Annotated in this window: 18 protein-coding genes; 7 read left to right on the plus strand and 11 right to left on the minus strand. The window is 67.5% G+C overall.

Annotation, left to right across the window (positions count from 1 at the left end):
• Window positions 1–63 precede the first annotated feature (63 nt).
• Window positions 64–1,197, minus strand: a complete 1,134-nt coding sequence (locus BDI24065_RS14995; RefSeq protein WP_175031962.1) for a N5-glutamine methyltransferase family protein — start codon at window positions 1,195–1,197, stop codon at window positions 64–66.
• Between the two features lie 138 nt (window positions 1,198–1,335).
• Window positions 1,336–1,830, minus strand: coding sequence for an LEA type 2 family protein (locus BDI24065_RS15000; RefSeq protein ID WP_175031963.1), 495 nt, complete (start codon window positions 1,828–1,830; stop codon window positions 1,336–1,338).
• 638 nt (window positions 1,831–2,468) lie between these two features.
• Between BDI24065_RS15000 and BDI24065_RS15005 the strand changes: the two genes are divergently transcribed.
• Window positions 2,469–4,637 (plus strand): M1 family metallopeptidase, encoded by a 2,169-nt coding sequence (locus BDI24065_RS15005; protein WP_175031964.1) that lies wholly within the window; start codon window positions 2,469–2,471, stop codon window positions 4,635–4,637.
• 123 nt (window positions 4,638–4,760) lie between these two features.
• On the opposite strand, the gene BDI24065_RS15010 is transcribed toward BDI24065_RS15005, so the two are convergent.
• Window positions 4,761–5,681: a LysR family transcriptional regulator gene (locus BDI24065_RS15010; RefSeq protein WP_175031965.1), complete on the minus strand. Its 921-nt coding sequence runs from the start codon at window positions 5,679–5,681 to the stop codon at window positions 4,761–4,763.
• A 162-nt stretch (window positions 5,682–5,843) separates the two neighbouring features.
• On the opposite strand from BDI24065_RS15010, the gene BDI24065_RS15015 reads away from it, so the two are divergent.
• Both BDI24065_RS15015 and BDI24065_RS15020 read left to right on the plus strand, forming a co-directional pair.
• Window positions 5,844–6,821, plus strand: a complete 978-nt coding sequence (locus BDI24065_RS15015; protein WP_175031966.1) for a quinone oxidoreductase family protein — start codon at window positions 5,844–5,846, stop codon at window positions 6,819–6,821.
• A gap of 24 nt (window positions 6,822–6,845) precedes the next feature.
• Complete coding sequence (locus tag BDI24065_RS15020; protein ID WP_011350776.1) at window positions 6,846–6,998, plus strand: DUF1427 family protein; 153 nt, start codon at window positions 6,846–6,848, stop codon at window positions 6,996–6,998.
• Window positions 6,999–7,022: 24 nt separating this feature from the next.
• On the opposite strand, the gene BDI24065_RS15025 is transcribed toward BDI24065_RS15020, so the two are convergent.
• Window positions 7,023–8,048, minus strand: a complete 1,026-nt coding sequence (locus BDI24065_RS15025; protein WP_175031967.1) for a transporter — start codon at window positions 8,046–8,048, stop codon at window positions 7,023–7,025.
• A 206-nt stretch (window positions 8,049–8,254) separates the two neighbouring features.
• Entirely contained in the window at window positions 8,255–9,211 is a 957-nt protein-coding gene (locus tag BDI24065_RS15030; protein WP_175031968.1) for a phage tail protein, read from the minus strand.
• Between the two features lie 121 nt (window positions 9,212–9,332).
• Between BDI24065_RS15030 and BDI24065_RS15035 the strand changes: the two genes are divergently transcribed.
• From BDI24065_RS15035 to BDI24065_RS15050, 4 genes are all read left to right on the plus strand, one after another.
• Window positions 9,333–10,178 carry a M15 family metallopeptidase gene (locus BDI24065_RS15035; protein ID WP_041492728.1) on the plus strand — a complete coding sequence of 282 codons (846 nt, stop codon included), beginning with the start codon at window positions 9,333–9,335 and terminating at the stop codon, window positions 10,176–10,178.
• 301 nt (window positions 10,179–10,479) lie between these two features.
• Window positions 10,480–14,427 (plus strand): type VI secretion system membrane subunit TssM, encoded by a 3,948-nt coding sequence (gene tssM / locus BDI24065_RS15040; protein WP_175031969.1) that lies wholly within the window; start codon window positions 10,480–10,482, stop codon window positions 14,425–14,427.
• Window positions 14,424–15,413 carry a type VI secretion system-associated protein TagF gene (tagF, locus tag BDI24065_RS15045; protein ID WP_174939747.1) on the plus strand — a complete coding sequence of 330 codons (990 nt, stop codon included), beginning with the start codon at window positions 14,424–14,426 and terminating at the stop codon, window positions 15,411–15,413. Before tssM ends, tagF begins: the two co-directional genes overlap by 4 nt.
• A gap of 4 nt (window positions 15,414–15,417) precedes the next feature.
• Complete coding sequence (locus BDI24065_RS15050) at window positions 15,418–16,380, plus strand: OmpA family protein (protein WP_175031970.1); 963 nt, start codon at window positions 15,418–15,420, stop codon at window positions 16,378–16,380.
• Window positions 16,381–16,461: 81 nt separating this feature from the next.
• Here the strand turns inward: BDI24065_RS15050 and tssA are convergent, their stop codons facing one another.
• From tssA to BDI24065_RS15080, 6 genes are all read right to left on the minus strand, one after another.
• On the minus strand, window positions 16,462–17,583 hold the full coding sequence (gene tssA, locus BDI24065_RS15055; protein ID WP_069246994.1) for a type VI secretion system protein TssA: 1,122 nt from the start codon (window positions 17,581–17,583) through the stop codon (window positions 16,462–16,464).
• A gap of 42 nt (window positions 17,584–17,625) precedes the next feature.
• Window positions 17,626–20,295: a type VI secretion system ATPase TssH gene (gene tssH, locus BDI24065_RS15060; protein WP_175031971.1), complete on the minus strand. Its 2,670-nt coding sequence runs from the start codon at window positions 20,293–20,295 to the stop codon at window positions 17,626–17,628.
• A gap of 50 nt (window positions 20,296–20,345) precedes the next feature.
• Window positions 20,346–21,446, minus strand: a complete 1,101-nt coding sequence (gene tssG / locus BDI24065_RS15065; protein ID WP_175031972.1) for a type VI secretion system baseplate subunit TssG — start codon at window positions 21,444–21,446, stop codon at window positions 20,346–20,348.
• Window positions 21,410–23,245: a type VI secretion system baseplate subunit TssF gene (gene tssF / locus BDI24065_RS15070; RefSeq protein WP_174958769.1), complete on the minus strand. Its 1,836-nt coding sequence runs from the start codon at window positions 23,243–23,245 to the stop codon at window positions 21,410–21,412. Before tssF ends, tssG begins: the two co-directional genes overlap by 37 nt.
• Window positions 23,246–23,322: 77 nt before the next feature.
• A complete protein-coding gene (gene tssE / locus BDI24065_RS15075) occupies window positions 23,323–23,808 on the minus strand; it encodes a type VI secretion system baseplate subunit TssE (RefSeq protein ID WP_043191646.1) in 486 nt (161 codons plus the stop codon).
• A gap of 62 nt (window positions 23,809–23,870) precedes the next feature.
• Window positions 23,871–24,374 (minus strand): Hcp family type VI secretion system effector, encoded by a 504-nt coding sequence (locus BDI24065_RS15080; RefSeq protein WP_006477093.1) that lies wholly within the window; start codon window positions 24,372–24,374, stop codon window positions 23,871–23,873.
• Window positions 24,375–24,401 lie beyond the last annotated feature (27 nt).

Below are 24,401 nucleotides of genomic sequence, written 5' to 3' on the forward strand. Positions count from 1 at the left end.
GTCGACCACGGCCCGGCGACGGGAATTCGTGAGGAATGGCGACAGTTTACCGAAAATGCGCGGTCAGGCGCGTGCGCCGAGCCGCCAGAGCGACGTGACCTCGGCCTGGCGTGCCGCGTGCAGCGGATCGTCGGCGTCCATCGCCTTCGGGTGCGCGGGGCGGATGTCGTCGCGACCGAGCACGACGAGACCCGCTTCGTCGATCCATTGCAGCAGCGTGTCGCGCGGCCGCAGGCCGAGATGCTCGGCGAAATCGGACAGGATCAGCCAGCCCTCGCCGCCCGGCTCGAGGTGCGCGGCGAGCCCCGCGAGGAAACCGCGCAGCATGCGGCTGTCCGGATCGTAGACCGCGTATTCGATCGGCGCGCTCGGCCGGGCCGGCACCCACGGCGGGTTGCAGACCACGAGCGGCGCACGGCCGGCCGGGAACAGATCCGCTTCGACGACTTCGACGCGATCCGCGTGGCCCAGCCGCTCGACGTTCTCGCGCGCACAGGCAAGCGCCCGCGGATCCTGGTCGGTCGCGACGACACGCTCGACGCCGCGCGACGCAAGCACGGCCGCCAGCACGCCGGTGCCGGTGCCGATGTCGAACGCGAGCGACGTCGCCGGCAGCGGCGCGCGCGCGACGAGTTCGACGTATTCGCCGCGCACCGGCGAGAACACACCGTAGTACGGATGGATCGGCGCGCCGCCGAGTGCCGGGATCGGCACGCCCTTCTTGCGCCATTCGTGCGCGCCGACGAGACCGAGCAGTTCCCGCAACGACACGACCGACGGTGCGCCGCCGGGCCCGTACGCCTCTTCGCATGCGGCACGCACGTCGGGCGCGCGGCGCAGCGGGATCGTGTAGTCGGCATCGAGCGGGATCAGCAGCATGCCGAGCGTGCGGGCACGCTGCGACTGCGCGAGACGATGCAGGTTGAAGGCGTCGACGCCGGCCGCGGCTTTCGCCTTCTTCGGCTTGCGCTCGACACGGCGCGCCATCGCCTGCACGAGCTGGCGCGCATTCTGGAAGTCGCCCTGCCAGACGAGCGCGGTGCCCTCGCATGCAAGGCGGTACGCCGCGTCGGCAGTGAGGCGGTCGTCGGCGGGCACCGCGCGCTTCGGCGGTTGCACGCCGGCTTCGGAGCGCCAGCGCACGGCATGATCGGCGCCGTCGGCGTCGGTCCAGTGGAAAACAGGGAAATCGGTCACGCGTACTCGGTTACGGTTGGCTTCAACGGGCGGCGCGACTGTATTGCGGGCGCCGCGCGACTCACACCATACCGCGCTTTGCCCGCGCGGCAAAGCGCGGGGGCCGGCTCGCGCCGCGCGCCGTCGCGCTCGCCGGGTTCAGCCGCCCCACCCCGGCATCGCAGGCAGACGCAGCGTGCCCGCGTCGTTGAAGTGCACGGTACCGATCACGCCGCCCGCGAGCCGGCCGCGCAGCGCATACGGCAGCTCGCCGTTCGCGGCCGCGCCGGGCAGGTTCCACGCCTGCCGCGCGGCGGCGAAGGCCGACACGGAAACCGGCACGTCGAGCACGGCCTCGCCGAAGCGCGGCACGGTGCCCGAGCGATCGCTGACGCCGCTCGCGAACGGCGTGCCGTTCAGGTCGAGCGCGACCGAGATGCCGTCGTATTCGATCGGTGCGTCGTTCGGGTTCTGCACGCGCAGCTTCAGGCTGAAACGCATTTCGAGGCCTTGCCCGACGAGCGGGTCGAGCCCGGCGACCGTCACGCGCACCGGGTCGCGCGTCAGCCCCGCGCAACCGCCGAGCAGGAGCACGGCGGCGAACAGCATCAGCACGGTGCGCAGCGGCGCGCTACGGAACAGGGCTCGTGGCATGGGAGGGCCTCCTCGCGGCAATCGGTAAGCGGATCGTCACTGCATTGTACCGAGCGCCCCATGCGCCGGGTTTCGTAGTTTTCGCAGCCACGCGAGATCGTTAATAGATTAAAACTACGAAAATACCAGTCAAACGGAAAGCGCATTAATGCTTTCCAGCATTCAATCAAGCACCGTGAATTCAATAGATGCAATTTCTAAATTTTTCGTTTCCTTTACCCAAAACCATCAAGTATATTTACGCATCCTTCGAGCAAGCCGACAAACCTTGAAGCCGCATGACGGTGATTTTACGGAATGGCGACACGCCTTCCTGCCATCCTGCGACCAGGCCCGGCCAGCCACGTAGGTCGTCTGTTCAAGGGAAAAGCGCGCCCGCACTGGGCGTGCGGCTCCGTGTCGTGCGCGCGAAATCAATTCAGTACAACACGCGCCGGCCATTTTGAACCGGCAAGTTAACCGACATCCGGAAATCCAGAGGGGGCAGTAAACCATGATTACCTTCACGTAGTCGGCCGCCGTCTTTTCGAATAATCCGTCATTGGCATTTTCATCGCTGTTGATTAACGGCGAGGGGAATGTTTTTGCCGGCGCTTTCGCAGCACTGAACGATTCTTTCAACAATCGAGGTTTCAGTCATGTCGATCAATATTCGCAAGATGCGTTATCTGCCGCTCGTCGCCGCACTCGCGCTCGCCGGGTGCGGCGGCGACGACGGCGGTGCGGGCTCGGCTTCCGCGCTCAGCTCCGCCGGCGCGCCGCACTCGGGCTCGTCGCCCACCGTCACCGCGCCGCCAAGCGCATCCAACGTCGACAAGAGCGTATCGCCTGTCGAGCTGCCGGACACCGTGGTGCCCGTGAACTACCGGCTGTGGTTCCGCCCGAACGACGCGCTGAACGCGTTCGACGGCCGCGCCGACGTCGAGATCAAGGTGCTGAAGCCGGTCAACAACATCGTGATCGCCGGCCACCGGATCAAGTTCACGAACGGCCGCATCACGCTGCAGCCGGGCAATATCCAGCTGATCGCGACGCCGCAGGACAAGGGCGACTACTACCAGCTGCGCCCCGTGAGCGGCTCGATCTCGCCGGGCAACTACTCGTTGCACATGGAGTGGACGGGCATCATCAACTTCAAGTCGTATGACGATCCGGTCGCGAAGACGGGCGGCAGCTGCGGCGACGATCCGTATCCGGGCTGCTCGGCCGCGGAAGGCATCTTCCGCGTCGACCTGAAGGACACCGACGGCAAGACGAGCGGCGCGATCCTCACGCAAGGCGAAACCAACCTGTCGCGTCAATGGTTCCCCGGCTGGGACGAGCCGGCGTTCCGCCCGACCTATGAAGTGACGGCCGAAGTGCCGCAGAGCTGGCGTGTCGTGTCGAATGCGGCCGAGAAGCCGTCGACCAACGTCGGCGGCGGCTACAAGCTCGTGCAGTTCGACAAGACCCCGCCGATGCCGTCGTACCTGCTGTTCTTCGGCGGCGGCCTGTTCGACACCTTCGAGGACGACTTCACCAGCCCGCTGCCGGGCGGCAAGGGCGGCCTGCACCTGCGCGTGTTCACGCCGCCGGGCATGAGCGACTGGGCGAAGCCGGCAATGGACCGCACCAAGCAGGCGCTCGACTTCTACTACCGCTACACGGGCATCCCGCTGCCGCTCACGAAGTTCGATACGGTGGCCGCGAACGACGCGTTCAAGGCGCAGAAAGACCTGAACTTCGGCGGGATGGAGAACTGGGGGTCGATCCTCGAGTTCGCCGACGACATCCTGCCCCAGCCGGGCCAGCCGATGTCGCACTACGGTAACGAGGTGCTGACGCACGAAGTCGCGCACCAGTGGTTCGGCGATCTCGTCACGACCGACTGGTGGGACAACGTGTGGCTCAACGAGTCGTTCGCGACGTTCTTCGAGACGAAGACCACGATCCAGTTCTTCCCCAACGAGTTCAGCTGGCTCGACCAGGTGAAGAACAAGTACCGCGTGATCAACCGTGACATCGGCCCGAACGCGTTCCCGGTCGCGCCGAACTTCAACGGCTGGGCGTCGAACGACTTCGTGCTGAGCGCCAGCGCGTTCACGTACGACAAGGGCGGCCACGTGCTGAAGACGCTCGAGAACTATCTCGGCGAACAGACGCTGCGCAAGGGTCTTCAGCAGTACCTGGTCGACTACTCGTTCGGCAACGGCACGCCGAAGCGCCTGTGGGATGCGCTGTCGAAGGAAAGCGGCCAGGCGATCGGCGCGATCGGCGACAGCTACGTCCGCCAGACCGGCGTGCCGCTGATCTCGCTCGACACGCAGTGCGACCTGACGAAGAACCAGACGGTCATCACGCTGAAGCAGCAGCCGTTCCCGAACAAGAACGCGTATCCGGGCCTGCAGTGGACGGTGCCGATCACGCTCGCGTACGGCCAGGGTCTCGCGAAACGCACGACGCTCGCGCTGAAGGATACGCAGACGCAAACGCGGATCGACGGCTGCACGGGCGTGGTCGCGGACCCGAGCGGGCTCGACTACTACGTCGTGAACTACAGCGACGCGGCCTGGAGCGGGCTGCTCACGCAGGTCAACGGCTCGACCGATCCGGTGCTGCTGGCGAACCTGAAGAGCGAAGCCGCATTGCTCGTCGCGAACAACCTCGCGCCGGCGTCACGCTCGACGTCGATCGGCTCGGTCGCTTCGCCGGCTGCCATGAAGCTGCGCCAGACGCCGACCTTCGGCGGCATCGAGCCGGTGACGAAGGAACGCCCGGCGCTGCAATACCAGGGCATCTTCAAGCCGCGCAAGGTAGTCACGCAGTAACGGTGCGCACCCGGCCGGTGCCGCGCAGCCTGCGGCGGCCGGCCGGCGTACCGGCTTCTCCGACCTTTGACGGGCCTCGCATGCGAGGCCCGTTTTTTCTTTCGGCACGGCACCTGAGCGCCGTCACGCCCACGCGGCATCCCACGCCGGCTGCGCGAACCAGGTCGCGAGGAACGCGACGAGCCGCGACGCGCGTGCGGTGCCGCGCGCCTGCTGGCGCAACACGTGGATCGTCGCCTGCTCGGGCGCCGCCGCGAACTGCGGCAGCACCGCCCGCAAGCGTCCGTCGCGCAGCGCGTCCCCCGCGAGCCAGGTCGGCAGGTGCGCGAGGCCGAGCCCGTCGATCGCGGCCTCGAGCAACGCTTCCGAATGATTGCTGCGAAACCGCGGCTGCGCGGGCACGTGGCGGCGCTCGCCGAAGCGCCACGCGCCCGGCGGCGGCGCACCGTGCCAGGCAAGGCAGTCGTGTCCGGCGAGCGCGTCGGGCGATTCGGGCTCGCCGCGCCGCGCGAGATACGCCGCGCTCGCACACAGCACGCGCCGCTGTGGCGCCAGCACGGTCGCGACGAAGCGCGTGTCCTCGAGCGGGCCGATGCGCACCGCGAGATCGACGTCGGAACCGAGCCGCGCGCCTTGCAGGTCGACCATGCTGTCGGTCAGCACCAGGTCGACCTGCAGCGCCGGATGACGCTGCATGAACGCGGCCAGCGCGCCCATCAGGTGCCGCCGGCCGAACGGTGCCGGACAGTCGACCCGCAGCAGCCCGCTCGGCTCGTCGTGCTGGCTGTGCAGGTCTTCCTGCAGGCCGCGCAGCTCGGCCAGCATCCGCGTCGCGCGCCCGTACAGCAGCTGCCCGGCCTCGGTCGGCCGCAGCGCATGCGTGGTGCGATGCAGGAGACGAATGCCGAGCTGCGTCTCGAGCCGGTCGATGCGCCGCGTGACCGACGACGCGGCGACACCCAGCCGGCGCGCGGCCGCCGAGAAGCTCTGCTGGTCGACCACGTCGACGAACAGCGCCAGATGCGGGGAAAGGAAGTCGTCCATTCGGGGGCCTTTGGATTTGGCTATGCGCCCATCGCAAAACAATCATCCGCCTTTGCACGTTTCCGCGTCAAACCGGGCCGACTAGACTGCATTCATCCTTTTCACCCGCTGCACGCCCCGCCCCACGCGGCCGCATGGCAGCCAACCGCCACGGAGATCATCATGCGCAGCATCCGCTTCGACGCCCCCGCCGCCGACATCGAGTCGCTCGACGCGCGCGTCAGGGAAATCGACACGCCCGTACCGGCCGACGGCCAGATGCTGATCGAGGTGCGCGCGGCCGGCGTGAACCCGAGCGACGTGAAGGCCGCGCTCGGCCGCATGCCGCACGCGGTGTGGCCGCGCACGCCCGGGCGCGACTGGGCCGGGATCGTGCGCAGCGGTCCGGACGGCTGGATCGGCGCGCCGGTGTGGGGCTCGGGTGGCGATCTCGGCGTGCATCGCGACGGCTCGCATGCGGAGTGGCTCGTGCTCGACGCGCCGCTGGTGCGCCGCAAGCCCGCCGTGCTGACGCTCGACGAAGCGGCCGGCGTCGGCGTGCCGTTCGTCACCGCCTACGAGGGCTTGCGCCGCGCCGGCATGCCGACGGCCGGCGACGTCGTGCTCGTGTTCGGCGCGAACGGCAAGGTCGGCCAGGCCGCGATCCAGCTCGCGACCGCGCACGGCGCGACCGTGATCGGCGTCGAGCGCAGCGCCGGCGGCTATCGCGGCCATGCATCGGGCGACGTGCACATGATCGATGCGTCGAAAGAACCGGTGGCCGACGCGGTGCGCGCGGCGACCGGCGGCCGCGGCGCGGACATCGTCTACAACACGGTCGGCAGCCCGTACTTCGAAGCGGCGAACGCGTCGATGGCGATCGGTGCGCGGCAGATCTTCATCTCGACGATCGACCGCAGCGTGCCGTTCGACATCTTCGCGTTCTATCGCGGCCAGCACACGTTCGTGGGCGTCGATTCGCTGCAGCTCGGCGGCGCCGCGGTCGCGCAGATCCTCGACACGCTCGCGCCCGGCTTCGGCAACGGCACGCTGCGCCCGTTCCCGATCGGCGACGACTACGTGTACCCGCTCGAGCGCGCGCACGACGCGTATCGCGCGGTGCTGGCCGGTGCGCGCGAGCGCGTCATCCTCAAGCCCTGACACCGGACCGCACGGGAGACTGCCATGATGGATTACGTGATGTCACTCGCGGTGGGCCTGGGTGTCGGCGTGCTGTACGCGCTGCTTCACGTGCGCTCGCCGGCCCCGCCGCTCGTCGCGCTGGTGGGCCTGCTCGGGATGGTGATCGGCGAACGCGCGATCGCGCTGCTGCGCTGACGTGCTGATGCGGCGCCGGTGGTGCTAGCGGTCGTCGCGCCGGCGGAACGCCCACCACGCGGCAAGCCCCGTAAAACCCGCGACGAGCAGCACCATCAGCCAGAAGCCGTGCTTGTTCTCCGAGAACGGCACGCCGCCGACGTTCATCCCGAAGAAGCCCGCGACGATGTTGATCGGCAGCGCGATCACGGTCACGAGCGTCAGCGTGAACAGCGTCCGGTTGTTTTGCTCGTCGAGACGCGAACCGACCTCTTCCTGAAGCAGCTTGATCCGTTCGTTGAGCCCCGCCAGATCGGCAAGCACCAGCGAAAACTCTTCGGTCGATTCGCGCAGCTCCTGCACATCTTCCAGATGCAGCCAGGCAGGCGGTTTCGCGAGCAGCCGGAAGATCGACCCGGGCTCGGGTGCGAGCATGCGCTGCAGGCGCGTCAACGTGCGGCGCATCGCGCCGAGCTCGATGCGGCTCGACGTGAGCCGCTGCGACAGGAAGCGATCCTCGATGCGGTCGACGTCGACGCTCGTGCGCCGCATGATCTGGATCAGCAGGTCGGCCTGGTCGCGCAGCAGGTGCACGAGCAGCTCCGCGGGCGACCTGAACTGCTCGCCGTCGCGCACGCACGCGCGCAGCGTGTCGACCGAGCGCAGCGGCTTGAGCCGCGCGGTGACCATGATGCGCCGCTCGACGTGGACGAACAGCGTCGCGATCTCCGACGGCGTCAGTTCGAGGTTGAACATCACGTCGTTGACGATCGCGCGCAACGCGCCGTCTTCCTGCTCGATGCGCGTCGAGCGCGAGCCTTCGTGCAGGAATGCGAAGAAACTGTCGGGCAGCCCGAGATGCGTGCGCATCCAGCGCTCGCTCGCGCCGTGCGCGAGATTGAAATGCAGCCAGACGAAATCGCCCGATGCAGCATCGTGCTCACGGCACGTGCGCAGCCACGCGGCAGCCGCGTCGGCATCGAGCGTCGCGCCGGAGCCGCCCGGAACGAAGCGGAATCCGCACACCATGCCGGACGTATCGGCGCCGTAAGTCTGTACGATCAGGTCCATCGTGTCGAAGGTCGTGCGGCGCGCGGCGCGCCGCGCAAAGCGGGTCGCGGGCCCGCGCCGGAAAAGGAAAGGAGACGTATGCCCGACGGGCGTGACGTGCCGGTGACAGCGTCACGCCGCATCATACCGGCCGATTCCATGCCCCAAAAGCAACGCGCCGCCCAACGGGCGGCGCAGGTGCGACAGGCCGGCACGCGCAAGACGCGTTACTGCCGCGTCTCCGACTGCGCGGCGCTCGGGCACGCGGGATCCTTGCCCCAGTGGCCTTCGCAGACGCGCCAGCGGCACAATTGATCCTCGAAGAAGCCGCGCTCCGAACACTCCTTCACGCGCGATGCCAGCGAGCCGGTCGTCGCCGCCGTCTTGGTCGGCACGACCTGCGCCTTCTGCCCGGCCATTTTCTTGTCGGCCGGCTTCGTGCGCGCGACGAGCGCCGCGAGCAGATCCGCATCCGGATCGTCCTTGCCGCCCGCCTTCGCGGTACGGGTCGGCGTCGCGTCGCGATGCTTCTTCGCCTGCGCGAGCTCGGCCTGCTGTTCCTTGTGATGCTTGCGGGCCTCGGCCTTCGCATCGGCCTTCGTGTCGGTCTTGCCGTGCGCTGCGACCTTCGCGCCCTTCGCGGCGTCGGCCTTCGCGGTTTTGGTCGTCGCGGCAGCGGCAGCGGCTGCCGCACCGGCCGTGGCCGCACCCGATGCGTCGTCGGCGCCGTTGGCAAGCGCGCGCGACAGGCGGCTGTTGTCCGCGGAGGACGCGGACGATGCGGAAGCAACGGTTCGGGAAGCTGCGTCGTCGTTGACGATCGTGGCCGGTTGCACGGCGGATGCGGCGGGCGCGGCATTCTGCGCGACCTGCACGGCGGCATCGCTGGCCGCTGCGGCCTTCGCCGGCGCGGCTGCAGCAGGCGCAGCCTCGGCCGTGACGGCAACAGCCTGCTCGCCCGAATGCTGCATGCGCCACGCGCCCCAGCCACCGACGGCCACCACCAGGGCCACGACGGCGGCGATCGGCGCCTTCAGCGAACGGCGCGCCGGTTCGGCGGGCGGCGTGACACGTCCTTCCAGATTCGCGAGAATGCGCGACTGCTGAGCTCCGTCGCCTGCCGGTTTGGTATCGGACAGCAGGCTGGGCGGAGATTTCGAATTTGAATTTTCCGGCGCACTCATTCAGCGTCTCATTGAATCCTGGTTTAATTCACCGCGATAATATAGCCCGGCCTCTCGAAGCAGCCTGATTCTAAGAGCAAGCATTGCAAAACACAATCAATTCCAATTTCCGGGGATTTCTTTGATTGCCGTCGCACTCGTCGCCTATTTCGCCCTTGCCGTAGCGGTTGCGGCACTGTTGCTTTTACCGGGTATCCGCGCGACCGTTTTCGAATCCGTCGCCCAGTTTCACGGCCGTCTAACGCGCCGTGCGAACGATCGCGCCTCGCGTACGCGAAGTCAGATTGTTAAATCGGCAAGCGTTACGCGCGGCGCTTTAAACGATGTGCAAAATTTACTGATTCGCCGGCGCTTGATGATTATGGTATCGGCAGGTATTCTTGCGACGCCGCCATTGGTCGCCATTGCGTTACGCGGCCGGCAATTGTTCCAGTACGACGACACGGCGCGCGTGCCCGACGAGAAGATCGCCGCGCTGCTGCAGGGCGAACAACTCGTGCCGCCCCCGCCGCTGCCGCCGGAAGTCTTCGCCACCAAGGAAGTCGAACAGGTACGCCCGGCGCTGAAGGATGCGAGCCGCGACTGGAACCTGCTGGATCCGGATTTCCGTACGCGTTTGCTGCTGGTCTACAAGATCATGCACGAACAATATGGTTACGAAATGGCGTTGCTGGAAGGTTATCGGAGCCCGGAACGGCAGAACCGGCTGGCGCAGATGGGCGGTAGCGTGACCAACGCGGCAGCCTTCCAGAGTTATCACCAATTCGGGCTGGCGGCCGACAACGCATTCCTGCGCGACGGCAAGCTGGTCATTTCCGAGAAAGATCCGTGGGCGATGCGCGGCTACCAGTTGTATGGCCAGGTCGCCGAACAGGTTGGCCTGACCTGGGGGGGCCGCTGGAAAATGATGGATCTCGGGCACGTGGAATACCATAAACCCGGTTTTAAACTGGGACGCGGCAGCTAGCCAGGGCTGCCGGACAGGAAATAATGAGGGCGGCATGGGGCTTTTTAATATCCCGGCAGGAAACGATATGGGCGGCGCAAAAAATCATGCATTCCAGTGCGCGATTTTTTCCGGCCGCCGCTTCCGTTTTAAATCTCACAGCGTCCTTTCATTAATGCGCGCGCCTTCTCCGATGCCGCGGGCGCATTGATGCCAGCCCCCTTCATCCCGTTTGACAGCATGGCGACACATCGCGGCGCCACCCTTGCCGCTCGGCGCGCCTGCGTCGCCTCACCGAATCGCACCGGAACCTGAACGTCCTATGCAACGCATCCTCAACGTGCTGACTCATCCGCGTACGCTCTCGATCGTCGGGATCGTCGCGCTAGCGGCCATTCTCTTCATCGTCGCCGACATGCTGCAGCTGCCGCTCCTGTGGGCGGCGATCGCCTTTGCCGCGATCCTCGCGCTGTGGCTCGTCGTCGCGCTGGTGCGCCGCTGGCGCGTGAAGCGCGCGAACCAGCAGCTCGGTCAGGTGCTGGAAGAGCAGGCGGAAACCGGCAAGATCGCCGCGCCCGCCGCCGCCGCGCTCGCGCCCGACTCGAAGACCGCCGACCTCGACGTGCTGCGCACGCGCCTGTCGGACGCGGTGAAGACGATCAAGACGTCGAAGATCGGCCAGGTGTCGGGCGGCTCCGCGCTGTACGAACTGCCGTGGTACATCGTGATCGGCAACCCGGCCGCGGGCAAAAGCAGCGCCGTGCTCAATTCCGGCCTGCAGTTCCCGTTCGCAGACAAGAACAGCGCCGTGATCCACGGCATCGGCGGTACGCGTAACTGCGACTGGTTCTTCACGACCGAGGGGATCCTGCTCGACACGGCCGGCCGCTATTCGGTGCATGAAGAAGACCGCAGCGAATGGCTCGGCTTCCTCGGCCTGCTCAAGCGCTATCGCCCGAAGGCGCCGATCAACGGCATCATCGTCACCGCGAGCATCGCCGAACTCACCGGCAACCGCCCCGAATTTGCGATCAACCTCGCGAAAAATCTCCGCCAGCGCGTTCAGGAGCTGACGGAGAAGCTCGAGGTGTTCGCGCCGGTCTACGTGATGTTCACGAAGGCCGACCTGATCACCGGCTTCACCGAATTCTTCAGCAGCAGCGACAAGCACGAATACGACCGCGTGTGGGGCGCCACCCTGCCCTACGAGCCGGACGACAAGCGCGACGTCGTCGCGCAGTTCGACACGCACTTCGAGGAACTCTACGAAGGGCTGAAGGAAATCAGCGTCGCGCAGCTGTCGCTGTCGCGCGGCAACCAGCTGTCGCCGGGCCAGTTGAGCTTCCCGCTCGAATTCTCGACGATCAAGCCGTCGCTGCGCGCGTTCCTCGCGACGCTGTTCGAGAACAACCCGTTCCAGTACAAGCCGATCTTCCGCGGCTTCTACTTCACCAGCGCGCTGCAGGAAGGCGAAACCAACAGCGCGGCCGCGCAGCGCATCGCGCATCGCTTCGGCCTCGACGGCGCCGCGCTGCCGAAGCCGCACAGTGCGTTCTCGAAGAACGGCTTCTTCCTGCGCGACCTGTTCTCGAAGGTGATCTTCGCGGACCGCCAGACGGTACGGCAGTTCGCGAGCCCGACCAAGACGCGGCTGCGCTACGCGACCTTCTTCGGCTTCGTCGCGGCGCTTGCGCTCGCACTCGGCGGCTGGACCTGGTCGACGATCGGCAACCAGCAGCTCGTCGCGAACGTGCAGGCCGACCTCGACAACGTCACGCGCCTGCAGCAGGGCCGCAACGACCTGCAGTCGCGCCTGCAGGCGATGGACATCCTCGAAGACCGGATCGAACAGCTCGAGCAGTTCCGCCGCGACAAGCCGATTTCGGTGTCGCTCGGCCTGTACCAGGGCGACCGTCTCGAGCAGCACCTGCTGACCGAGTATTACAACGGCGTGCGCCAGATCCTGCTGGCCCCCGTGTCGCAGAACCTCGCGTCGTTCATGAAGGACGTGAACGCGCACCCCGAACAGCTCGTCCCGATGACGCGCCCGCCCGAGTCGGGCGCCGTGCAGGGTGGACCGATCCCGGTCTCGACGAACGCGGCAGGCGCCGCGCCGCAGGCCGGTGCCGCACTGGCCGCGTCCGGCCCCGCGCCGGCCGCCGCAGCCCAGCAGCCGGCCGCACCGCAGGGCGGCCTCTACAGCGATGCGTCGCCGACCAACGTGCAGGACGCGTACAACGCGCTCAAGACGTACCTGATGCTGTCCGACAAGCGTCACGTCGAGCAGGCGCACCTGACCGACCAGCTCGCCCGCTTCTGGCGCGGCTGGCTCGAGACGAATCGCGGCAACATGCCGCGTGACGAGATGATCAAGAGCGCGGAGCGCATGATCTCGTTCTACCTGTCGCGTGTGAATGACGACGACTGGCCGATGATCGACGCGAACCTCGCGCTCGTCGACCAGACCCGCGAGAACCTGCGCCACGTCGTGCGCGGGATGCCGGCCCGCCAGCGCGTGTACGAGGAAATCAAGGCACGCGCGTCGACCCGCTTCGCGCCGATGACCATCGCGCGCATCGTCGGCGACGGCAACCAGGGGCTCGTGGCAGGCAGCTACGCGATTCCGGGCACGTTCACGCGCGAAGCGTGGTTCGACTACGTGCAGCCGGCGATCCGCGACGCGGCGACCAAGGAACTGCAGGCGAAGGACTGGGTGCTGAACACGTCGACGCAGGACGACCTGACGCTCGAGGGCAGCCCCGAGCAGATCCAGAAGACGCTCGTCGGCATGTACAAGACCGAGTACGCGCAGCACTGGCAGAAGTTCATGCAGGGCATCGCGGTGCAGGGCTTCAGCAGCTTCGGCCAGGCCGTCGACGGGATGAACCGCCTCGGCGACCCGCAGGATTCGCCGATCCGCAAGATCCTCGAGACCGCGTACGACCAGACGTCGTGGGACAACCCGTCGCTCGCGAACGTGACGATCAAGAAGGCGCAGACGGGCGTCGTGAACTGGGTCAAGCAACTGTTCTCGCGCTCGCAGGCGGGCCAGGTGGCGGCCGCCAACATCGACATCAACGGCAATCCGGCCGAGGTGCCGATGGGTCCGATCGGCCAGGAGTTCATCGGGCTCGCGCGGATCGTCGCGACGCATGACGGCACGTCGATGCTCAAGGGCTACATGGATTCGCTGTCGAAGGTCCGTACGCGCTTCAACGTGATCAAGAACCAGGGCGACCCGGGGCCGGGCGCGCGCCAGCTGATGCAGCAGACGCTCGACGGCAACGGTTCGGAACTCGCCGATTCGCTGAAGCTCGTCGACGAGCAGATGCTGACGGGCCTCACCGATTCGCAACGCAAGTCGCTGCGTCCGCTGCTCGTGCGGCCGCTGATGCAGGCGTTCGCGGTCGTGATCCAGCCGGCCAGCGCCGAAGTCAACAAGGTGTGGAACGCGCAGGTCTACCAGCCGTTCCAGAACTCGCTCGCGACGAAGTACCCGTTCGCGGCGAGCGCGAAGGTCGAGGCCGGTGCCGGTGAAATCGCGCAGGTGTTCGGTCCGGACGGCTCGATCGCGAAATTCGTCGGCACGACGCTCGGGCCGCTCGCGGTGCGCCGCGGCGACACCCTCGCCGCCCGCACGTGGGGCGACATGGGCATCGGCCTCACGCCGGACTTCACGAACGGCTTCGCACGCTGGGTCGCGCCGCTCGCCGGCGGTGCGGCTGGCAGCGCCGCCGCGTCGTCCGAGCCGCAGACCGTGTTCCAGATCCTGCCGCAGCCGAGCACGGGCACGACGGAGTACACGATCGCGATCGACGGCCAGCAACTGCGCTACCGCAACACGCCGCCGCAGTGGACCAACTTCGTGTGGCCGAACCCGCAGGGCGCACCGGGCGCGACGCTGTCCGCGACGACCTTCGACGGCCGCACGGTGCAGCTCGTCAACGAGCCGGGCCGCTACGGTCTCGAGAAGCTGATCAACTCGGCGCAACGCAAGCGCCGTCCGGATGGCACCTTCGACCTGACGTGGGCACAGGGCAGCGTGAACGTGTCGGTGACGATGCGCATCATCAGCACGTCGCAACCGTCCGGCGGTGGCGGTGACCAGCCGCAGCAGCAGAGCCTGCGCGGCCTGCAGCTGCCGTCGTCGGTCGCCGACGCGAGCGCGGGTGCCGCGCAGAACGCGACCCAGACCGCCGGCACGGGCACGCCGGCCGCAGCGCCGGCCGTCGCGGCCGTCAACGCAACGAATGCCCAGGGGGCGCAATGACGCAAACCGTACAGGCGCAGATCGCCTACTTCGGCAAGATTCCGTCGCGCGGCGACTTCGTGAAGAGCCCGCACAACCCGCAGTTGCTGCAGACGCTCGACCGCTGGATCGCGCAGGCGCTCGAACTGCTCGCGGAAGATCCGCGCTGGAAGCTCGTCTACGAGGATGCGAAGCCGATGCATTTCGCGTTCCTCGGCTCGCGCAGCAAGCTCGCGATCGCGGGCCACATGGTCGCGAGCCACGACGTGTCGATGCGCCGCTTCCCGTTCCTCGGCGCAACGGCGCTCGAGGTCGACCGGCCGCTCGCGTTCCTCGCGCGCAGCCCGCTCGCATTCGCGCGGCTGTGGTCGCGCGTCGCCACGCAGATCCCGCCGCTGCTCGGCAAGGACGAGCCGCCCGGTGCGCTGCAGGCGCTCGGCGACACGCAGGTGCCGATCGACGTCGGCGGCCCCGGCACGTCGCATGACGGCACCTTCAACGATTTCGTCGAACACCAGTCGCTGTACGGCCTCCAGGAGATGCTGCTCGAGAGCGGTCATCCCGTGCGGCTGCGCGGCGCGATGCTCGCGCTCGGCTCGCTGCTGCGGCCGGTGATGCAGAGCGGCTCGTCGCACATCGAGCGCGGCCTCACGCTGCCGCTGCCGGTCGATCCGTTCTACCGCAGCCTCGTCGCCGCGTTCTGGCTCGAACTGATCGCGCCGTTCGTCGCGCAGGCCGACTTCGAGCTCGCGATCTTCATCGGCACGATCGCCGAGCGCGAACGGCTCATCATCGGCTTCAACGGCGCGTCGGCGAAGACGCTGCTGAGCGTCGTCGACCCGCAGACCTACGCCGCCCACAACATCGACATCGACGATCCCGAGTGGATCGACGCCCATGCGCAAAACGATCACCAGATCAGCAAGCTCGTCAGCTACCTCGACCAACCGCAGCTCTCGCTGCGCGTCGCCATCGACGCGTTCCGCGAAGCGTTCATCGGAGGCTGACGGGATGCATCGCACGATTCACGTCCGGCGCACGCGCTTTTCGGCTGCCTTCTCACCCGCCGTCGCCGCCCTCCTCGCTGCCGGGCTCTTCGCCAGCGGCGCGGCCTTCGCGCAGAATACGGGCGCGACCGTCACGCCGGTCGGCAACGGCACGGTCGCGACGACCGCGCTGCCCGCGAACACCGGCGCCGCACCGGGGACGGCCTCCGGCGCCGTCATGCACGGCACGGCCGGCACCGCGAGCACCGTCACCCCGCCGCCCGCGAACGCGACGCCCGGCCAGGTGGTCGTCGGCGGCAAGGTGCCCGACGAAGCGACCAAGGCCGCCGTGCTGCAGAAGCTGCGCGATACCTACGGTGCGACGAACGTCGTCGACCAGATCGAAGTGGGTGACGTCGCCACGCCGCCGAACTGGAGCGCGAACGTGCAGAAGCTGCTCGGCGCGCAGCTCAAGCAGATCAGCAAGGGGCAGCTGAAGATCAACGGCACGCAGATCGAGATGAAGGGCGAGGTGCACAACGAGGCGCAACGCCAGCAGCTCGCGAGCGACATGGCGAACACGCTGAACCCGACGTATACGATCAGGAACGGGCTGCGCGTGTCGGCGTCCGAACAGGGCGTGCTCGACCAGACGCTCGCGAACCGGACGATCGAGTTCGAGACCGGCAGCGCGACGCTCACGCCGCAGGGCAAGCTGATCCTCGACCAGATGGCGGCCGCGCTCGCGAAGATGCAGAACCGCACGGTCGACATCATCGGCCACACCGACAACTCGGGGAACCGCACGTCGAACATCGCGCTGAGCCAGGCACGCGCGGATTCGGTGAAGGGCTACCTGATCACGAAGAGCATTCCGCCGCAGCAGATGACGACGACGGGCGTCGGGCCGGATCAGCCGATCGCGCCGAACGATACGGCGGACGGGCGGGCACGGAACCGGCGGATCGAGTTCCGGGTGGGGCAGTAACGGACGGCACAGGTTGCTCCGCGAGGCGCAACCTGGCGCGGGATAACGGGCGGCTGCAGCGATGCGCCGCCCGTTTTGCGTTTACGACTGCTCGTCGGGCCGCACGCCCAGCAGCTCGCGAATATGCGACAGCGAGCCGTCGTCCTTCACGACGCTCTCGAGCCACTTGTGCAGCGGCATGTCGGCCCACTCGGCAGCCTTGTCGGCGAGATACGCGACCGGGCTGTGCGGCTCGGTCTGGCGGAAGTAGCGGGCGACCGCGCGCAACTGGTCGACGGCCTGCGCTCGATTCTGGATGCCGGCGATCATCTGCGTCACCGGGGGGCGCGGAACGGGCTGCGGTTGCACGTGAGTCTCCTCGGTCTGGATCGGATTGCCGAACACCGGCTCGATGCGCTCGGGCTGCGCCTGCGGTGCCGACTGCGTGTGCGGCGCGCTGCCCGTATAGCCCTGCTCGCGCGCAAAGCGCTCGGCGAGCCGGTACACGGTCTCGAACGCGTCGCGCGCCTGCCGGAAGCTCGGCGCCGAATCGCCCGCGCGCTCGACGAGCCGCTCCTCGAACGCATCGAGCGCGAATTCGAACGCCTTCAGGTTCGCGAGCAACGCGGTGTAGAACGCGATCGACGTCACGCGCCGCGACGAATCGATCTGCTCGATCGACGGCTTGCCGCGCGCGATGTCGTCCGCGTGTTCGGGGTCGCGCTTGATGGCCTGCGCGACGTGCTGCGCCACTTCCCAGTCGAGCGTGCTGAACGCGTTCGACGCGCCGTCCGTCATCGGCACCGCGCGCAGCAGCTCGGCCGTGCGGCCGGACAGCCACGCGACGTTGCCGAGCCGGTGCTCGGTGTCGTCGTCTTCGGGGAGCGGATGCACGGTGTCCCAGAAGTCGCGGCACAGGCCCTCGAGCAGCGCGTAGCCTTCGGTGAGGCCGGTGATGCCGTCCTCGAGCGCGAGCGCCTCGGTCAGCCACACGGCGAGCCGCAGGTCCTTCGTGCGCGTGCGCAGCAGCTCGCCCGCATGGTCGACCACGAAGCCCCAGTCGGCCTCCTTGATCTCGGTCACCCATTCGCCCTGGTCGAGCGTCGGATCGTCGTAGCGCCGCGCGTCCTGGATCGCGTCGAATTCGTTCGAAAACAGCAGGTCGTCGCCGCTGGGCGACGCATCGCTGATCGGCGTCAGCAGCTCGGGGAGATTGATCGGCATGATTCGGTCAGTTCATCAAATGCTTGTGTTGCACGGCCGAGCTCATTCGACGGTGTACGTGAATTCGCCGGCCTCGTCCGCGCGCACCGCGATGCGCGCGATGGCCTCGCCGTCGGCGATCCGGCCGAGCACATGGCCCGCGATCTCCGGCAGCAGCGTGCCGTTCAGGATGTGGTCGACGTTGCGGGCGCCCGAGTCGACCTCGGTGCAGCGCGCGAGCACCGCATCGACGAGCGACTCGTCCCACTCGAACGCCGCCTTGTGGTTCGCCTCGATCCGGCGGCGGATCCGCTCGAGCTTCAGCTCGATGATCTCGGCCAGCACGTCGTCGGAAATCGGGTAGTACGGCACGACCTTCATCCGCCCGAGGAACGCGGGCTTGAACGTCTTGTACAGCTGCGGGCGCAGCGTCTCCGCGAGCGCGTCCGGATCGGGCAGTTCCTCGGCCGGCTTGTTCAGGCACGCCTGCATCACCGCGGAGGAACCGACGTTCGACGTCAGGATGATCAGCGTGTTGCGGAAGTCGATCTCGCGCCCTTCCGCATCGTCCATCGCGCCCTTGTCGAACACCTGGAAGAACATTTCGAGCACGTCCGGGTGCGCCTTCTCGACTTCGTCGAGCAGCACGACGGAATACGGGTTGCGGCGCACGGCCTCGGTCAGCACGCCGCCTTCGCCGTAGCCGACATAGCCCGGCGGCGAGCCCTTCAGGCCCGACACGCTGTGCGCTTCCTGGTACTCGCTCATGTTGATCGTGACCATCTTGCGCTCGCCGCCGTACAGGATGTCGGCCAGCGCGAGCGCCGTCTCGGTCTTGCCGACGCCCGACGGCCCGACGAACATGAACACGCCGCGCGGCTTGTTCGGATCCTCGAGGTTTGCGGTCGCGGTGCGCACGCGCTGCGCGATCGCGTCGAGCGCATGGTCCTGGCCGATCACGCGCGCGGTGAGCAGCGGCTGCAGGTTCAGCACGGTGTCGATCTCGTCCTTCACCATCCGGCCGAGCGGAATGCCCGTCCACGCGGCGACGATCTCGGCAACCACGTGGCCGTCGACCTGCAGCGGCACCATCGGCTCGCCTTCCTGCACCAAATGCAGCGCCGCGACGCATTCGGTGAGCTTGTCGCGCGCCAGCTGCACGTCGAACGGCTTGCCGTCTTCCGACGGGCCGCGCGCCTTGTCGAGCGTGTCGCGCAGCACGGTGATCTCGGCGACGATCGCGCGCTCGGCTTCATAGCGCGCTTCGTCCTTCGCAAGTTGTTCGAGCGCCGTGTCGCGCGTGCCGCGCAGCTCGCCGAGCCGCTCGTCGTGCGACGCGCCGCCGGCCGCCTCGCGCTCCAGCGACGCGATTTCCGCATCGATCCGCTCGATGCGCTTCTTCGTGTCGTCGATCGCCGCCGGCGTCGCGCTGTGCGCGAGCGCGACCTTCGCGCAAGCGGTGTCGAGCACGCTGATCGCCTTGTCCGGCAGCTGGCGGCCGCTGATGTAGCGGTGCGACAGGCGCACGGCTTCGGTGATCGCGTCGTCGAGGATCCGCACGTTGAAGTGCTTCTCCATCAGGCCGGACATCCCGCGCAGCATCGCGGCCGCGAGCGGCTCGCTCGGCTCCTCGACTTTCACCACCTGGAAGCGCCGCGCCAGCGCCGCGTCCTTCTCGAAGTACTTCTTGTATTCGCTCCACGTCGTCGCCGCGATCGTGCGCAGCTCGCCGCGCGCGAGCGCCGGCTTCAGCAGGTTCGCCGCGTCGTTCTGGCCGGCCTGGCCGCCCGCGCCGATGATCGTGTGCGCCTCGTCGATGAACAGGATGATCGGGTGCGCGCTCTTCTTCACCTCGTCGATCACGCTCTTCAGGCGGTTCTCGAACTCGCCCTTCACGCTCGCGCCGGCCTGCAGCAGCCCCATGTCGAGCACGTGCAGCGCGACACCGCGCAGCGGCGGCGGCACGTCGTCGGCCGCGATGCGCAGCGCGAGCCCTTCGACGACCGCCGTTTTGCCGACGCCGGCCTCGCCGGTCATGATCGGGTTGTTCTGGCGGCGGCGCATCAGGATGTCGATCGCCTGGCGGATCTCGGCTTCGCGGCCGATCACCGGGTCGATCTTGCCGTCGCGTGCGCGCTGCGTGAGGTTGGTCGTGTACGTGTCGAGCGCGGGCGTCTTCGACGGGCCGGCAGCGGGCGCCGCGCCGTCGGCGGCCGGCGCGACGTCGCTACCCTCGTCGTCCGCCTGACGCGGCTCGGCTTCGCTCGAGCCGGCCATGATCTCGTCGAACTTGTGCTTCAGGTCGGTCACGTTCATTTCCGCAAACTGCGACGACATCCGTTGCGCGAACTGCGCGAGATCGGACGCGGTCAGCAGCGCGAGCAGCAGGTGGCCCGAACGGATGCGGCCGAGCTGCGAGTCGAGCGACGCGATCAGCCATGCCTGTTCGAACAGCGCGATCAGGTGCACGGAGAACACCGGCGTGCGCGTGTTGCCCGTCTTCAGGCGCGTCAGTTCGCGCTCGAGATCGGCGTGCAGCGCGTGCGGATCGACGCGGCTCGCGCGCAGCGCGAGCGGCAGGTCGCCCGTCGCTTCTTCGAGCAACGCGAGGAACAGGTGCTCCAGATCGACCTCGTAGTGGCCGCGCGCCAGGCACGCGCTTGCCGCACGCTCGGTCGCGTGGCGGCACAGCGGATTCAGTTTCGTGATCAGGGTCTTCAGAGGCGTGCTCATGGCGTCGATCTCAGTCTCAGGTTCGATTGCGTGTTTGTTGTCGTTCGGAATCAGTGAATCACGTGCAGTTCGTAGCGGGCGTCGGAGCGGTCCTCGACCGCGTCGCGCGTGCAGAGGAACGCGTCCCAGCCGAGCCGCGAGCCTGCGCCGAGCACGCTCGCGCCGACCTCGGTGCGCTTGAGCACGAGCTTCACCTCGTATTCGAGCGTGACGCCGGCGAGCAGCGTCAGCATCCGCTCCAGTGCGACGGCGTGCGCGCCGCCGGGCAGGAACGCCTCGTAGTCGCGCTTCGACAGCGGGCCCACGATGATCCGCGCGCGCATGTCGCGCTGCCACACACGCTCACCGACGAGCGCCGTCGCGCCGAGCACCGCGTTGACTTCGCCGAGCACGCTCAACTGGTCGGCCGGCACGTCGTACCACTTGCCGACGAACTGGTCGATCTTCACCGGCACGCGGAAATAGTCGGACAGCGTGCGCTGCAGGTACGCGGCCGACATCGGCCGGTGCCGTGCGGCGAGCGCATAGCCGGCGACGGCCTCGTCGAGCACGCCACCCACGCCGGCCGCCAGGCTGTCGCGCACCTCGTCGCTCGGCACGCCCGCGATCGCGAGCAGCAGCGGCAGATAGCGCTCGTCGCGATCGAGCTCGTAGTGGAACGGCAGCCGGTACTTCTTCCACGCGGCATAGAACAGCGCGGTCGCGCGGTTCGAGAACACGTCGAAGAATGCGCGCGCCGCATGGTCGCGCTTCAGGTGCTCGCGCGCGACGATCTGCTCGGTGTAATGCAGCGGCAGCGCGCCCTGCCCACCGAGCAGCCCGAAGAACGCGGGCGTCAGCTCGACGTGGCCGAGCTCGCCGGCCGCGAGCGCGGCGCCGCGCGCCTCGCCCGTCTTGAGCTGGGTGCCGTCGTCGTCGAACGAGCGCGCGCCTTCGATCTCGCTCGGCGGAAAGCCGAGCGACAGCGTGTTGCGGAATTCGATGCGCTGCGCGACCACGTCGCCCTGCCGCCACGCGCCGGGTGCATCCGACGCCTGCCGCGCGAACAGCCCTTCGAGCACGCGCACCGCCTGGAAGAACTCGAAGCGGTGCGGTTCGTCGAGCAGCGTATCGACTACGCCAGGATCGATTCGCCGGTCCGGGGCTTGCATCGGATGATCTCCTCGCCGGTGCGCTTCGACACGACGACTAGTTGAACGAAACTGTTGAGGTGCACGTACAGCCCGAAGAAGCTGTCGAGCACGCGCACGAACGAGGCCAGGCTCGCGCCGACGAAGTGCTCCTCGTCGATCGTCAGGCGGATCTCGATGCCGCGCACGAAGGTCGCGAACGGCTTGCCGGGCAGCCACTGCACGGCACCGCGCTGCTCGACGCCGACGAGGCCGTCGATCTGGCGCATCGACACGGCGGTGCGCCGCAGGTCGTACAGCGTCAGCATTTCCTTCAGCGGCGCGAGGCCGTGCGCGACCAGCGACACGTGATTGAGCGCGAGGTGCGACACGAGCCGCCAGTGCGCGGCGCGGCCGCGCTCGAAGCGCACGCTCTGCGTCGGGCGGCGCAGCAGCGAAATGCCGCTCGTCTGCGCGCCGCCTTCCTGGAACAGGTCGCCGCCTTCGAGCCCGAACGCGAGCATCGCCGGCAGGTCGCGGTTCGTGCAGGTGAGGTCGAGGCTCAGCGTGTCGGTCTGCGGCGACGTCGGCTCGAAATCGATGTCGACGATCGAGATCTCGGTTTCGTAGCCGGGGCTCTTCTGCGCGACCCAGTCGTTGCGGCGCGCGAACCAGTAATGGCCGATCCGCGCCGATTCACCGTGATGCAGCGAATAGAACGGCCGGAACTCGATCACCGATTCCTCGTGCGCCTGCTGCCGGACGAGCTTCACCGAATCGATCGAATACACCTCGTACGCGAACGCGCGCCGCGCCTCGGCGATCACCGGGTAGGACACCGCGCGGTGCGTGATGCGGATCGGCTCGCCGTGCTGGCGGAACAGGTTGACGATCGGCGTGCAGAACAGCCGGAAGTGGCTCGCCGTCAGCAGCTCGAGCAGCCGCGCGACATGCGAATCGCTGCGCACGTCCTGCAGCACGAGATGCAGCGTCGCGCGCTGGCAGCGGCCGGTCGCGCGCGCGATCGCCGCGATGTCGAAGTCGACGAAATCGAACTTGTCGGGGAACGCGAAGTATTCGGTGAGCAGGCGATACGCGGGATGCGATTTCGCCGGGTAGTCGATCAGCGCGTCTTCCTCGTCGAAGCCGGCATGCGCGATCGGCAGCTTGCGCAGCGCGGTCCAGCGGCCGTTGCGTTCGGGCTCGACATACGCGCCGAGCACGTTGACGAACAGGCAGTCGGTCAGCGCGGCGACGAACGATTGCTCGCCGTGCAGGTGCGCGCGCAGCGTCGGCAGCTTCAGCGCGCCGAGATCGAGTTGCGCGGCGAGCGATTCGAACGTGATCGAGATCACGCCCGTCGCATTCGACGGCAGCACCGTCGCGCTCGGCGCGAGCGCGACCGGCGTGTAGCGTGCTTCCGAGATGCGGATCGGCGCGAGCGTCACGTCATAGGCGGTGCGGAACCGGCACTGCACGCCGCGGATCGGGCGGCTCTTCAGCTCGGTGCCGCGATCGATCACGACCGGTTCGGTCTGCTGGCCGGGCGACGCCGGCGTGAACTGCGCGATCGAGCACGACGGGAACGGCCGCAGGTAGTGCGGATACAGCACTTCCAGCAGCGCCTCGGTGAATTCCGGGTAATCGTCGTCGAGCTTCTTGTTGATGCGCGCGCCGAGCAGCGCGAACGACTCGATCATCCGCTCGACGTGCGGATCCTCGCAATGCTCGCCGGACAACGCGAGCCGCGCCGCGATCTTCGGATAGCGTTCGGCGAAATCTCGCGAATAGCGCCGCAAAAACGATAATTCGCGCTCGTAATACGGCAGCAATTCTTCCATCGACGACCCCGAACCTCAATATTTCCTGCCGGACCCTGATCCACCACCGGGCGGTCCGGCCCGCTCGGCGGCATGATTTACTGCATTCTTGCTGCGCGTGCGCGCGTGACCGAATACTGCAGCGTCGAGGGCTGCAGCATCGCGTCGAAACTCACCGGCTCCTCGGCCGGGTGCACGACGAGCAGCGCCTGGATCGCGAAGTAGAGCGCGTTGGTGGCCTGCTCGTTCAGCTCGAACGTCACCTGCACCTGCTGCAGGCGCGGCTCGTGGCGCGCGATGGCCTGCTGGATCGACTTGCAGATGAACGCGCGATCGTAATGACTCGCGAGGCTCAGCCCCGCGAAATCGTTCAGCCCGTAGGTCAGCACCGACTTCTGGCACTCCGGCAGCGCGGCCAGCTCGATTTCGGTGTGGGCGATACGGGTGTTGAGGATCGCCTCGACGTCGCGGGCGACCGTGTTCTTGAGCTCGTCCAGCGACAATTGCCGCATCGCTGCCGAGGCCGGCAGGTGCGGTTCGTCGTCGAACAGCTTGTCGAGAAAACTGGGTTCGAATCGTTTCATCGGCCGGGATTCACAGCGAAAACGGCAACGGGACGCCGCGCGCCCCGTTGCCGCAACCGACCTTAGACCGCGTAGGTCTTGTCGTTCTTCGTCAGACTCCAGGCGCCTTGCGTGTTGCCACCCTGGTTGCCGCCGATCTTCTGCTGGGTTTGCTTCCACTGCACAGCTGCGTACTTCAGCGAGAACGTCTCGAGCGGCAGACCTTCTTCGCGAACGCTCGGGGCGATGCTCGAGATGATCACGTACTTGAGCTTGACTTCCAGATACTGCACGCGCTTGCCTTCACCATCAGCGCGCGAGAAATGGACCGTCACCTCGTCGAACGTGGTGCCGCCCGAAGCGTGTTGGTACAGCAGCGGGCTCGACGAATCGATTTCCTTCGTGAAAATCATGTCGCCGTGTTCGCAACGCGTCATCGTGTGACCGCCAGCGGTCGATGCGGTTGCCGAACGCGGCTGAACGATCGAGTGATCCCACGATTTCAGTTCGATCCAGCCCTGGTGGTCCTTGTCCGCGGATTCGCCCTTCACCGCGGGACTACCAAACTGCAAGTGCATATGTAACATGGCCCTTCGACTCCCCAAAGAGGTGGT

The sequence above is a fragment of the Burkholderia lata genome, assembly GCF_902499025.1.
Taxonomy (GTDB): domain Bacteria; phylum Pseudomonadota; class Gammaproteobacteria; order Burkholderiales; family Burkholderiaceae; genus Burkholderia; species Burkholderia lata_C.